Genomic DNA, 12,527 nt, shown 5'->3' with positions numbered 1-12,527 from the left:
AAAACCTCCCCCAATATCTCCCCCAATACTTCCTCAAATTATAAATTCATAACCTCTTCAAAAACTTCAACAGATTCTATTTCTAATTCTTCGAAAGTATGGCTATATATGTCATTAATCAATTTGAGGAGTATTTCCAAGACGATCAGCAATAACTTTGACTGGTATTCTTTTGCTTATCAGTATAGTCGCATGAGTATGTCTTAAACCATGAACGGTAATTTTCTTTAGTTTTTGTTTATCAGCAACAGCATTGACAGTGTAGTTAAGTGAGTTAGGTGATATAGGTTTTCCGTTAGTCCGACTAATTAGTATGAAATCTTCTTACGCCGTCAGTGCTAGGGGCACGTTTCCTCTAATTTTTCAAGTAAAGAATGGATTCTCCATAGGCGATTTCGATAATACCTAATGACTTCATCCTGCTGATCTAGTTCTCTTTGAATACGTTTAGACCAAATCCAAGCGTTGAATTTGCTGTATTTCACCACTGGAAGAATATCGTCCCACTCGAACATATCTAGCAACTTAGGACCCAATAATTCAATGGCTTCTTCTTTTGGCACTCCTGCCATAATCTCTTTCAAATTGGACTGCATGATTTTTTTAGCTCCGTGTGAATACATGCTTTCATACTTTTTAATAGCAGCGATTAAGAGCGGTTCAATTTCCTTTACCTCTCTGTAAACCTTCTTGAGTCTCTTATTCCATGTTGTGATTGTTGTCATTTGTCTTATCCTCCTGTTTAACAAATCCATTTTTGGATTGGTTCAATTTTTAGAAAATATTTCAATTCTATCTTTTTGCAAATCTATTACACTGGTATAATGTTCCTATCTGTTTAGATAGGGGGTGAAAAGATGAAATTCGACAAAAGTGATTTTGCATCATTTGAACAATTAGAAAATGATATGGAGATGATTCAAAAAGATGCTATGAATGCCGCAATAACTGCTTTACAAGATGGAATACAAAAGGTATTTGATGAAGCTGACAAGAAAAAATTATCCGATAAAGAGTACATCAAAGAAATTATTTCAGGTGCTTGTGGTTCTGCTCTTTTTGCTTCTTCTCTTCATACGACACATATGATTTCAAACTATTTTCCAATAATTTTGGAAATGGCTTATCAAACGACTGTTGAGCGTATTGAATCCCACCCAAATTTGGGGAATGAATATGACTACCATGTTGGTACTTGAGCACGGCTCAAATTTGAGCTATGCGATTAGATCAACGGTCTCCATGTGCCTATCCATGAAATAGCTTCCTCAAAGTCTAGCTTTCTTAAATCCTTGTATGTAGGCACTGCGAAAGCGTCCCTAAAATTTCGGTGAATGCTCGTGAACATACGACGTTTGACTTCTTCATCTTCTCCATATCGCTCGACAAGCTCATACACACGCTTGTTAATTCGTTTCTGAATGACTGTTTGTTGATACGCATTGATAGATAAATTGTTTTCTAGCTTACCGATCCGCTCATCTGTTTCGTTCTGTCTTTGCTCAAGTCGAATCATCTGTTGAAGCTGCGGGCTAAGATTAGAAAAGTTTTGTAGGTTCTGCTCCATTTCGTTGAACTGGGTCACATATGCAGCAGTGAATAATACGCCCTTCTCTCCTGTCATTTTGTTAGCAACCATGTCGCATCCTTTACGAGTAATAAAATAGCTAGGCTTATCTCGATTAAGTTTGTCTTTGTATGTGCTCGGGACAAAAAATCAGTTGGGCGGAAATTTCCGCCTATCAAATATTTCTCGTAACCTCTGATAGCCTCTAATAAATCCTTATGTCTTTTATCAACCATTTCAGCCACTTCTCGACTGTCTACCAAAAGTTGTCCGTTTTGTTCGATTACTTGTAAATTGTTATTCATATTGCTCCTCCTATTTTGACTCGGTGCCCCAGGCGGCTTTTTTTAATACTAATACAATTTTAAGGAGTAGATGAACAATGGTAAAAATCATTCAAGATTATATTTCAAAGAGTAACCGCAACAGACCAGGCAACTATATGAAGCCTTTATATATCACGGTTCATAACACCGCGAATACAGCCAAAGGCGCAAACGCAGCAAGTCACGCTAGTTTTGTGAAATGTTCAAACACAGCGGTAAGCTGGCATTACACTGTGGACGAAAATATGATCTATCAGCATTTACCGTTAAACAAAAACGGCTGGCACGCAGGGGATGGCAGAGGCACGGGAAACATGAAATCAATTGGAATTGAAATTTGTGAGAATGCTGACGGAAACTTTGAAAAGGCAATCGAGAACGCTCAATGGCTTATTAGACAGTTAATGCAGGAACAAGGCATTCCATTGTCAAACATTGTGCCGCATAAGCATTGGAGTGGAAAAGAATGTCCTCGTAAGTTGCTCAATCGTTGGGACAGCTTCAAAGCCGGGATCGCCGTTGCTAACACAAATAAAAAGCCGTCTGCTAAACCAACAAAAGCAGAACCATCCAAAACAGCAGCTTCCAAACCTCCTAAAAAGTCATATAGCTTGTCAATAGGTATTTTAAAAGTTACAAAGCCTCTTACAAAGGGGTCAGCAGTAAAAGCCGTACAAGAAGCCCTAGCCCCTGTGTATTACTACCCGGACAAAGGAGCGAAAAATAACGGTGTTGATGGTTATTATGGGCCAAAAACAGCGGATGCGGTCAAACGATTTCAGCTCATGCATGGGCTTGTTTCTGATTGCATTTATGGTCCAAAGACTAAAGCAGCTCTTCAAAAAGCATTAAAATAAGAAAGATCTCACATCAAATGAGGTCTTTTTCTATCCACAAGCATTAGAGGAGGTTTCCAGGTCATATTTTGCCCAAATCTCCTAGTGGTTATAACTCAAATTTGTAAATAATCACTTTTCCCATTCCACTTACATATAGTATACAGACCGCATGTTTACACCTTTGATGATTTAACCTCATATGGAAAAGAATCTTCTCCTATGGGGAGGTCTTTTCTTTTTTTTGTCTTTATCTTATTTTTCTTTTCTTTTGGAGGGGTATCATTTATTTTAATTTCCAACTATCGCTATTTTGAAAACTATATAAGAAAAAGAACATTATACATATTTATCAATAATAAAATGTCTAAATCAACATAATTAGGGTTAAATGATCAGAACCAAAATCAGATTATTGAATAGTATGTACTTGAGGTGATCTTATGAAAAGATGTAGACATTGTGGAAAATCATGTACATCTAATAAAAGAGGAAATTGGTATGACACGCATGAAGATTACGGCTGGGAGTGTGATAGCTGTAAGAGAGTAAGGAAAAACCCATGCTGTGGAAAGGATCCTTGTGTGTGTGTTATTCAAGGTCCGCCTGGAAGAAGAGGCCCAGCAGGCCCAGCAGGCCCAGCAGGTGCAGCAGGCCCAGCAGGTGCAGCAGGCCCAGCAGGTGCAGCAGGTGCAGCAGGCCCAGCAGGTCCAACAGGTGCAGCAGGTCCAGCAGGTGTCACAGGAGCGACCGGAGTAGGACTAACAGGAATTGTGCCATTCGATCCAGGAGCAGCACCAGGTTATCCAGTAGGTCAAGTGGTGACGAATAATGGTAGTACGTATATTGTAAACACGCCATCTCCAACTGGCACGCCAGGAACATCACCAGATTACACGTTGATAGCGGGTGCTGGTGCAACCGGAGTGACCGGTTCAAGCGGAGCGACAGGGGCCACCGGTTCTAATGGAGCGACTGGTGCAACAGGAGCAACGGGTCCAACCGGAGCGACCGGAGTAGGACTAACAGGAATTGTGCCATTCGATCCAGGAGCAGCACCAGGTTATCCAGTAGGTCAAGTGGTGACGAATAATGGTAGTACGTATATTGTAAACACGCCATCTCCAACTGGCACGCCAGGAACATCACCAGATTACACGTTGATAGCGGGTGCTGGTGCAACCGGAGTGACCGGTTCAAGCGGAGCGACAGGGGCCACCGGTTCTAATGGAGCGACTGGTGCAACAGGAGCAACGGGTCCAACCGGAGCGACCGGAGTAGGACTAACAGGAATTGTGCCATTCGATCCAGGAGCAGCACCAGGTTATCCAGTAGGTCAAGTGGTGACGAATAATGGTAGTACGTATATTGTAAACACGCCATCTCCAACTGGCACGCCAGGAACATCACCAGATTACACGTTGATAGCGGGTGCTGGTGCAACCGGAGTGACCGGTTCAAGCGGAGCGACAGGGGCCACCGGTTCTAATGGAGCGACTGGTGCAACAGGAGCAACGGGTCCAACCGGAGCGACCGGAGTAGGACTAACAGGAATTGTGCCATTCGATCCAGGAGCAGCACCAGGTTATCCAGTAGGTCAAGTGGTGACGAATAATGGTAGTACGTATATTGTAAACACGCCATCTCCAACTGGCACGCCAGGAACATCACCAGATTACACGTTGATAGCGGGTGCTGGTGCAACCGGAGTGACCGGTTCAAGCGGAGCGACAGGGGCCACCGGTTCTAATGGAGCGACTGGTGCAACAGGAGCAACGGGTCCAACCGGAGCGACCGGAGTAGGACTAACAGGAATTGTGCCATTCGATCCAGGAGCAGCACCAGGTTATCCAGTAGGTCAAGTGGTGACGAATAATGGTAGTACGTATATTGTAAACACGCCATCTCCAACTGGCACGCCAGGAACATCACCAGATTACACGTTGATAGCGGGTGCTGGTGCAACCGGAGTGACCGGTTCAAGCGGAGCGACAGGGGCCACCGGTTCTAATGGAGCGACTGGTGCAACAGGAGCAACGGGTCCAACCGGAGCGACCGGAGTAGGACTAACAGGAATTGTGCCATTCGATCCAGGAGCAGCACCAGGTTATCCAGTAGGTCAAGTGGTGACGAATAATGGTAGTACGTATATTGTAAACACGCCATCTCCAACTGGCACGCCAGGAACATCACCAGATTACACGTTGATAGCGGGTGCTGGTGCAACCGGAGTGACCGGTTCAAGCGGAGCGACAGGGGCCACCGGTTCTAATGGAGCGACTGGTGCAACAGGAGCAACGGGTCCAACCGGAGCGACCGGAGTAGGACTAACAGGAATTGTGCCATTCGATCCAGGAGCAGCACCAGGTTATCCAGTAGGTCAAGTGGTGACGAATAATGGTAGTACGTATATTGTAAACACGCCATCTCCAACTGGCACGCCAGGAACATCACCAGATTACACGTTGATAGCGGGTGCTGGTGCAACCGGAGTGACCGGTTCAAGCGGAGCGACAGGGGCCACCGGTTCTAATGGAGCGACTGGTGCAACAGGAGCAACGGGTCCAACCGGAGCGACCGGAGTAGGACTAACAGGAATTGTGCCATTCGATCCAGGAGCAGCACCAGGTTATCCAGTAGGTCAAGTGGTGACGAATAATGGTAGTACGTATATTGTAAACACGCCATCTCCAACTGGCACGCCAGGAACATCACCAGATTACACGTTGATAGCGGGTGCGGGAGCCACCGGAGCCACCGGTTCTAGTGGAGCAACAGGAGCCACGGGAGCCACGGGAGCCACGGGAGCCACGGGCGATGCAGGTGCAACGGGAGCCACGGGCGATGCAGGTGCAACGGGAGCCACGGGCGATGCAGGTGCAACCGGACCAACAGGAGCCACAGGCGCAACAGGAGCTACAGGTCCAACGGGAGCCACGGGCGATGCAGGTGCAACAGGAGCCACAGGAGCCACGGGAGCCACGGGAGCCACGGGAGCCACGGGAGCCACGGGAGCCACGGGAGCAACAGGAGTCACGGGAGCCACTGGGGGAACCGGAGCGACTGGAGCAACCGGAGCCACAGGAACAGGACCTTTTCTTAGTAGTGGAGTTATTGCAGCACAAGCCAACACTTCTGAAACTGTCCCAGCAGGTGGTTTAGTTAGTTTTGATTTAAATGGCATTATTGGAAATGACATTACCTTTAATGGAACAGATACTTTCACTCTTCAACCAGGTCTTTATCATGTGGAATATGATGTAAATACAGCAGAAAATACTGGGACTAGTGTTTTTAATTTGGTAGAAAATGGTGTAAGGATAACTGGTGTGGGTAATTCAGCAACAAGCGGAGGGAATATGGGAAGTGGGTCTATAATTAGAGTTCTTGAAGGAAGCACTACTACTATATCGCTGCAAAATAACTCAACTGGATCAAGGACTTTATCGTTAGTTCCGGGAAGAGTAGTTGGTGCTGATACTATACAAGGTGCTGCTGCTAATATACGATTTTCTAGATTTGCAGATGGTCCATCAGTTTAAAACATTATTGGAAATTAAATATAAAATAATTATTAGAGTTAATTCATTTAGTTTCCTATAAATAAAACTAGTATCTGTTTCGAAAAATCCATTAGAAAAAGCCCTTTTCGGGGGCTTCTTTTTTTATTTGAATATCTTTTTCATTAGCTTTCCGGATGCTTTACCCGCAGCACGTCGCATGATACGTTTGCCTATAGTACCCTTTTGAACGGCGTTTACGTCACCCAGGTATTTTGATGTTTTATAAAGGAATGATCTTATTTTGTTTATGTTCATTTTGCGCTCCTTTTACGTCTGTCCTTTTTAAACTTCCCCCAAATCCCCCCCAAACTTCCCTCAAAAGAATACTATCATATAGTTGACTTTAGAAAGGTGAAATTTAAGTGAATAAGAGGAAGACTGTCATATCAATGCTTAAATCGATTTGGAACGTACGTTTGGTAACCCGTTAGATTTTTATTAGTAAATTGCAAATAGACTTATTGTAAAAAGCGATAGGATTTACATTGTTCTTATTTACAATATACAATAGCCATTCATGACGGTTCTAAAACGTGTCTGTATATAAAAATACAGAATGGTGTGCAAAGACACTAGTATCTATCCATCATGATTTTTCTTCAATCTGTTTCAGTTACAAAGAATGCGGCGCTTTTAATTTTCTATATGCTAAAGGTGTCGTATTTTTTATTCTTTTAAACATACTAATAAAATAACTTGTGCTGTTGAAGCCGACTTTGTAAGCAATTTCTGTTATATTGAAGTCTGTTTCTTGAAGCAGGATGAGGCTTTGTTGAACTCTATATTCATTCACATAATGAAGAGGTGTCTTCTTTAGAATATCTTTGAAGTATCTGCAGCATTCAGATCGGCTTAGCTGACCTGCTCGAGCGATATCTTGAAGGTGCACCTTTTCATGATAATACTGGTGAATCCAATTCAGCATAGGTTTCATCCGTTCATTTTTATCATGCTGCCGTGCATCATATTTTATTTGAAAGCCATTTTGTAATAAACATTTCCACATGGTGATGAGTTGAATATTGAGTTCAAGCTCATAATATGCTGGAGTTTCATCAATTAATCGCTGAATGGTTTGAATACATTGATAGATATGATTTGGCCAGTGGTCTTTTCGGTTCAATAAAATATAAGGTGTCTGACTCGCATGCATATAAGGATGAACGAAAGTGGTAAATAATTCATTGGCTGTGATGAAATGTGGGGAAACGTTTAGACAAAGATATGTACATGTTGTCCCATTCGCATCTTTTGCCATATGCAGGCAGCCACTATTGATGAATACGCCATCTCCTTCCTTCAAACATATCGTCTCTTCATTGATGTGAAATTCAGCTTCCCCCTCTAAAATAAAAACAAATTGAAATTCGTCATGCCAGTGAAGAGGGATGTGGCCGCTTCTATGATCACAAATTTTCGTATGATAAAGAGCGATAGACCAGGTCGTAGTAGAATGCTCCGTTAATTCTTTCAAATTGTAGTCAATAAGAAAATGATGGTTGTTCATGTTTCTCCTCAATATTCTTTTATTTTTATGTTCAATTGATATATCAATATGTAACAAAGTGAACTACTATCAACTATATTATCATGATTGTTTGAGAGTTGAGGAGAATGAAATGGATAGAAATAAGGGAATTTTGCTTGTGCTGATTGGTGCCATCTGTTGGGGAGTAGGAGGAACTGTTTCACAAAAATTGTTTCAGCAATATGGGATTTATGTCAATTGGCTTGTGACTGTCAGGCTGCTTATTTCAGGTGGACTGCTTTTATTTGTTCATTTCATGACAAAAGAACGAGCGCAACTAATTGGTGTGTGGCAAAAGAAGAGGACGGCTATGCAAGTCCTTATATTTGGAGTAATGGGCATGCTAGCTGTTCAATATACTTATATGGCATCCATTCAACTTGGGAATGCAGCTGTGGCGACGCTTTTGCAGTATACGGCTCCTGTTATGATTATCATGTATTTAGTACTTCGCCGCCAATCTACTTTTACCAAAAGAGATATGTTGACGGTGTCATTGGCGTTCATGGGCATGTTTCTCTTATTGACGAATGGTTCTGTTTCAACATTAACCGTTCCATTTGTCGCAGTGGTTTGGGGAATACTGTCTGCTGTAGCGCTTTCGTTTTATACGCTATATCCAATCAATCTGTTAAAAGAATTTGATTCTCTAGTCGTTGTCGGCTGGGCGATGCTGATTGGGGGAACTGTCCTTAGCTTAGTCCATCCGCCATGGAAGATAAATCTGTCACATTTACCTGTTGAAGCGTATGTTTATTTATTGTTTGTTATCATATTTGGTACAATGATCGCTTTTTGGTTTTACATAGAAAGTTTGCAATATTTATCACCGAAAGAGTCAAGCTTAATTGGAAGTGTCGAGCCCCTTGCGGCAGTTGTCACGACTGTTTTTTGGTTAAAAGAGCCATTTGGTTTTTTTCAATGGGCTGGGACAGCTTGTATTGTATACATGATTTTATTCATGGCATTATATCAGCCGAAAAAATGAGAAGGAAGGGTGTTCAAAGAGAGATTTTCATTGCAAGAAGAATTGACTGGGTGAAATATATATGAAGTGAACTATTACTTCGTGATAACTACCTATTTTAAATAAATGGGTAGTTTCTCAATTTGTATTCATGTTGCGTTTGAAAATCTACCATATGCCAGACAACATGCCCGAACATATGGTTTAATCACATGGTCTATTTCTTATGACTTGAATAAGCGCAGTAGAAGCAACCATTAAAATCAGTTTCATTCGTCATTTGTTTAGCTTCATCAATGGCACTTTCGCCACTCATGTGCAGACCAATCAATTTACGGCTTGAAGCATCACCTAAAAATGCACAATCCTCTGTATGTACAACATACTGACCTTGATCATCTTTTGTATGAATAAAATAATAACTTTTTAGCATACCCCTCACCTCCAACCTGACTATACTACTATAAAACTTCCAGTGATGTAAATATTTTTAATTAAAAATATTGCGATTTTATACACATTCCTTTTATTTCATAAAAAGAAAAATATGTTATAAGATAAGAAGATCAAAGTGAATGAGAACAGAAAGGACTGTTTAGATTGAAAGAGATGTTAACTCCTTTATTGGTCGCATTTGTCGTTGGAGGCATTGTGTACGTGATAGATGATCGGTCGATACATCCTTTGCTTCTATTTCTCATCCTATTTATTAGCATTTATGCAGTTGAAAGAATCATTCATTTTGCTTCGAATCATTTCGATGAGCAGAAAAAATAAGCGCCGTTTCTGTTTCAGCCATGCAAAAAGGACTTTCTATAGAAGAAAGTCCTTTTTGCTTCATTTATTGCGCTCCCTGACCTTTTAGTTCACGCTGCACGTCTAAGTCGTCAGTTTCTCTGCTGAACTTTGGCAGTGTAAAGAAGTAAAAAAGGAAAACGAGTAAAATAATAACGCCCATTCCGTAATAAATATAAGAAACGTTTGTAATGAGTTTTGGAAATAGTACCGCAATCAAACCTAATGTCAAGGATTGAGCAAACATGGTAAGCGGATCAACCCATCCTGACACACGTCCCATCAGACGAGGATGGACGATTCTCGGCAGCCAGCCGCCAATGACAATGTTGACTGGGCCAATGCATGTACCAATGACAAATGATGTGACATAAAACAACCATAGTGTATGCGTGGAACCAAGTACAAAAATCAGAATGCCTGCAACCAAAATTGGAAGCGACATGAGATATTGCATCTTTACTTTTTTAGCGAGAACAGAGCCCATTAAGCTGCCAACAAGTAGACCGGCACCGATCGCGATTGTAAAGAATGAAGTATGCAGTTCAAAATGGTCCGGTGAAAGGCCATATTTCATTGTAAACATCGGAAGTACAGCAAATGCGCCATTGACTAGACCAAAAACAAAAAAGCCAAAAATTAAAGAAGCCAATAATTTATTTTTTATAATGTAAAGAATGCCTTCTTTAAAATCTTTTAGAGACGTTTTAATGGTCATGCCTCTCCAGCCTGCTTGTCCATTTGGCTGACGTGCTTCAATTGGAATGTTACATGTGCGAATCAGGATGCCTGACACAATAAAACTGATCAAATCAATGGTAATGGCACCGTGAAGTCCAATTGTCTTATACATAATCGCACCGATTCCAACACCAAATACCATGAATAAACTAAACAGCATTTGATTTAAGCCAGCGGCTTTTGCATATTGATCTTTATTTAAAATCGCCTGAACGAGAGAGGCTTCAGCTGGATAGAAGAACTTCGTAATGGCACTTCGTATAAACAAGATCAAGAAAATAAGTGGGAGTGAATTGAAATAAATAACAATGAATAAAACAATCGTCAGCCCAGCTCGTATCCAATCGCAATTCTCTGCGACTTTTTTACGATCAAAACGATCTGCTACGACACCGACCATAAAAAAGACAAAGATCGTTGGAAGTGAATACATGAGCTCTGCTAATGTGGCATAGGCGGGCTGATGACTAAAATGATCGAGCAAATAAAAGGCAAACGCCATATTGCCTACTGTTGTCCCCATTTGCGAAGCTAGTGCTGCAAAAAAGAGACGAACAAAATTTCTGTTTTTAAAAATATCCATAAATACGCTCCTTACCCTGAAGATCCCACTTTATATCATATAAAATTTTAAGCATTCATACAATTAATTTCTCCTACTGGCTAATGGTCACAGGTGTTCCATTTGGAACGATTGAAGCAAGTTCGATGACATTCTGATTATACATACGAATGCATCCCCTAGACACAGCTTTACCAATTGAAGACGGGTTATTCGTACCGTGGATGCCGTAATGAATTTTCGAGAGGCTCAGCCAATAGGCGCCAAAGGGACCTCCTGGGTTTGGCTGTCTGTTCACAATATAATAAGAACCTGTCGGTGTCATATTTAAAATTCTTCCTGTTGCAATCGGATACGACCGAATAAGCTCTGATCCAGAAAACAAGACGAGACGTTTCCTTGAAATCGAAACAGAGATGCGGTAAGGGATCGTATTAGGATCGGGCAGACCAGGAATGATGATGACCTCATTTTGTACCGGCTCTTGACCTTGAAGTGAAGGGTTTGCAGCCTTTAAAGCTTCTGTAGTTGTTCGAAAATCAAGCGCTATAGAAGCAAGCGTTTCTCCGCGTTTTACCGTATATCGCAGCATCAAAGGACACTCCTTTTGCTCAAATAAAAGAAGCCATGATGCCTGTCACTTGATATATATATGGACGGAATCAGGCTAAGGAAGGTTTCTCCTAACATTTGTCATGAGAAAGATCTTTGATTATACATATGCAAAAAGGAGCGGTTTGGCTTCTGTCTAAATGCGAGAAGAGAGGGTGAAAAAGGTTAATTCAGGTTTTGCTAAAAATCGAAGCGGCAGTCTTGTTGTCCCAAGTCCGCGGTTGACATAGATTCGGTGCTGATAACTTCCGTATAAACCTTCCACATATGTATGGCCAAAAGGTGCTGTGAGAATGGGTCCGTAGAAAGGAAGCTGCACCTGTCCGCCATGGGTATGTCCAGAAAGCTGCAAGTTAATGGGGGTTGTATCCAGCTCCAATGCTGCATCAGGCTCATGTACGAGCAGCAAGGTAAATAAATCAGATGATACTTCTCGCTTAATCAGGTCATAATCCGGCACACTCATCATCAGGTCATCCATTGTAGCAATCTGAATATGCGTCCCTTCTTTTTCTAATGGAAACACATCATTTTTACATATTGTAAAGCCGCAATCTTTCATCGTATTCTCATAAAGATCAATGCCAAATGGCCCGTAGTCATGATTACCGCATATCGCGAGCTTACCAAACGGGGCATGGAGCTTAGTCAAATAGGCTTTCGCTTTTTCATGCTCTTCAATCGATGCTTGAAAATCAACGAGATCACCTGTGAACACAATGAGGTCTGGAGACTCAGCGTTGATTTGCTGGACGACGGATTCTAATTCCTTCGCAGGAAATGTATCACTTAGATGAACATCACTAAATTGAGCGATTTTAAACTGGTCAAATGAAGCTGGAAGCTGAGCATCCCGAATGGTCATTGACACGGTATCGATCATGCGTGGTTCGATGTATCTGGCATATCCGTATCCACATGTTGTAGCTAAAAAACCGAGAATGCTCGCGCCAGCTGCTCCTTTTAAAAACTGTCTCCGAGAAAGTTGCTTCATATAAGACTCCTTTATAAATAAAATTAAGTATAGCAT

General features: G+C 41.7%; 12 protein-coding genes and 1 pseudogene. 5 read left to right on the top strand and 8 right to left on the bottom strand.

Annotated elements, in window-relative coordinates:
* Nucleotides 1-114: 114 nt before the first annotated feature.
* Both MHI11_RS12775 and MHI11_RS12770 read right to left on the bottom strand, forming a co-directional pair.
* Nucleotides 115-285: a tyrosine-type recombinase/integrase gene (locus MHI11_RS12775; RefSeq protein ID WP_340962326.1), complete on the bottom strand. Its 171-nt coding sequence runs from the start codon at nucleotides 283-285 to the stop codon at nucleotides 115-117.
* Nucleotides 286-338: 53 nt separating this feature from the next.
* Nucleotides 339-725, bottom strand: coding sequence for a hypothetical protein (locus tag MHI11_RS12770; RefSeq protein ID WP_340910570.1), 387 nt, complete (start codon nucleotides 723-725; stop codon nucleotides 339-341).
* A gap of 132 nt (nucleotides 726-857) precedes the next feature.
* On the opposite strand from MHI11_RS12770, the gene MHI11_RS12765 reads away from it, so the two are divergent.
* Nucleotides 858-1,199, top strand: a complete 342-nt coding sequence (locus tag MHI11_RS12765; protein WP_340910572.1) for a hypothetical protein — start codon at nucleotides 858-860, stop codon at nucleotides 1,197-1,199.
* 26 nt (nucleotides 1,200-1,225) lie between these two features.
* On the opposite strand, the pseudogene MHI11_RS12760 reads toward MHI11_RS12765, so the two are convergent.
* Nucleotides 1,226-1,872 (bottom strand): annotated as a pseudogene (locus MHI11_RS12760) (Rha family transcriptional regulator).
* Nucleotides 1,873-1,949: 77 nt separating this feature from the next.
* On the opposite strand from MHI11_RS12760, the gene MHI11_RS12750 reads away from it, so the two are divergent.
* Both MHI11_RS12750 and MHI11_RS12745 read left to right on the top strand, forming a co-directional pair.
* The gene (locus tag MHI11_RS12750; protein ID WP_340910577.1) at nucleotides 1,950-2,750 is read left to right on the top strand and encodes a peptidoglycan recognition protein family protein; all 801 of its coding nucleotides are present in this window, start codon (nucleotides 1,950-1,952) and stop codon (nucleotides 2,748-2,750) included.
* Between the two features lie 563 nt (nucleotides 2,751-3,313).
* Nucleotides 3,314-6,271: a beta strand repeat-containing protein gene (locus tag MHI11_RS12745; RefSeq protein WP_340961183.1), complete on the top strand. Its 2,958-nt coding sequence runs from the start codon at nucleotides 3,314-3,316 to the stop codon at nucleotides 6,269-6,271.
* Between the two features lie 634 nt (nucleotides 6,272-6,905).
* Here MHI11_RS12745 and MHI11_RS12740 read toward each other — a convergent pair.
* Entirely contained in the window at nucleotides 6,906-7,799 is an 894-nt protein-coding gene (locus MHI11_RS12740; RefSeq protein WP_065097177.1) for an AraC family transcriptional regulator, read from the bottom strand.
* Between the two features lie 112 nt (nucleotides 7,800-7,911).
* On the opposite strand from MHI11_RS12740, the gene MHI11_RS12735 reads away from it, so the two are divergent.
* Nucleotides 7,912-8,808, top strand: a complete 897-nt coding sequence (locus tag MHI11_RS12735; protein WP_113767603.1) for a DMT family transporter — start codon at nucleotides 7,912-7,914, stop codon at nucleotides 8,806-8,808.
* Nucleotides 8,809-9,004: 196 nt separating this feature from the next.
* On the opposite strand, the gene MHI11_RS12730 is transcribed toward MHI11_RS12735, so the two are convergent.
* On the bottom strand, nucleotides 9,005-9,220 hold the full coding sequence (locus tag MHI11_RS12730) for a hypothetical protein (protein ID WP_050945147.1): 216 nt from the start codon (nucleotides 9,218-9,220) through the stop codon (nucleotides 9,005-9,007).
* A 167-nt stretch (nucleotides 9,221-9,387) separates the two neighbouring features.
* Here MHI11_RS12730 and MHI11_RS12725 point away from each other — a divergent pair, with 167 nt between their 5' ends.
* Complete coding sequence (locus tag MHI11_RS12725) at nucleotides 9,388-9,564, top strand: hypothetical protein (RefSeq protein WP_185847334.1); 177 nt, start codon at nucleotides 9,388-9,390, stop codon at nucleotides 9,562-9,564.
* 64 nt (nucleotides 9,565-9,628) lie between these two features.
* On the opposite strand, the gene MHI11_RS12720 is transcribed toward MHI11_RS12725, so the two are convergent.
* The 3 genes from MHI11_RS12720 to MHI11_RS12710 all read right to left on the bottom strand — a co-directional run bounded on the left by MHI11_RS12720 (nucleotide 9,629) and on the right by MHI11_RS12710 (nucleotide 12,491).
* Nucleotides 9,629-10,906, bottom strand: coding sequence for an MFS transporter (locus MHI11_RS12720; RefSeq protein ID WP_044142063.1), 1,278 nt, complete (start codon nucleotides 10,904-10,906; stop codon nucleotides 9,629-9,631).
* Nucleotides 10,907-10,979: 73 nt separating this feature from the next.
* On the bottom strand, nucleotides 10,980-11,477 hold the full coding sequence (locus MHI11_RS12715; protein ID WP_044142062.1) for a L,D-transpeptidase family protein: 498 nt from the start codon (nucleotides 11,475-11,477) through the stop codon (nucleotides 10,980-10,982).
* Between the two features lie 156 nt (nucleotides 11,478-11,633).
* On the bottom strand, nucleotides 11,634-12,491 hold the full coding sequence (locus MHI11_RS12710) for a metallophosphoesterase (RefSeq protein ID WP_065097180.1): 858 nt from the start codon (nucleotides 12,489-12,491) through the stop codon (nucleotides 11,634-11,636).
* Between the last annotated feature and the right edge of the window lie 36 nt (nucleotides 12,492-12,527).

This window comes from Bacillus sp. FSL K6-3312 (assembly GCF_038007485.1).
Taxonomy (GTDB): domain Bacteria; phylum Bacillota; class Bacilli; order Bacillales; family Bacillaceae; genus Bacillus; species Bacillus pumilus.
This window is presented reverse-complemented; position numbering and strand designations above follow the sequence as displayed.

Excerpts from the sequence above, each read along its gene's own strand:
- MHI11_RS12750 (WP_340910577.1), top strand. The coding sequence starts at position 1,950 with ATGGTAAAAATCATTCAAGATTATATTTCAAAGAGTAACCGCAACAGA.
- MHI11_RS12730 (WP_050945147.1), bottom strand. The coding sequence starts at position 9,220 with ATGCTAAAAAGTTATTATTTTATTCATACAAAAGATGATCAAGGTCAG.
- MHI11_RS12715 (WP_044142062.1), bottom strand. The coding sequence starts at position 11,477 with ATGCTGCGATATACGGTAAAACGCGGAGAAACGCTTGCTTCTATAGCG.
- MHI11_RS12740 (WP_065097177.1), bottom strand. The coding sequence starts at position 7,799 with ATGAACAACCATCATTTTCTTATTGACTACAATTTGAAAGAATTAACG.
- MHI11_RS12770 (WP_340910570.1), bottom strand. The coding sequence starts at position 725 with ATGACAACAATCACAACATGGAATAAGAGACTCAAGAAGGTTTACAGA.
- MHI11_RS12720 (WP_044142063.1), bottom strand. The coding sequence starts at position 10,906 with ATGGATATTTTTAAAAACAGAAATTTTGTTCGTCTCTTTTTTGCAGCA.
- MHI11_RS12710 (WP_065097180.1), bottom strand. The coding sequence starts at position 12,491 with ATGAAGCAACTTTCTCGGAGACAGTTTTTAAAAGGAGCAGCTGGCGCG.
- MHI11_RS12735 (WP_113767603.1), top strand. The coding sequence starts at position 7,912 with ATGGATAGAAATAAGGGAATTTTGCTTGTGCTGATTGGTGCCATCTGT.
- MHI11_RS12765 (WP_340910572.1), top strand. The coding sequence starts at position 858 with ATGAAATTCGACAAAAGTGATTTTGCATCATTTGAACAATTAGAAAAT.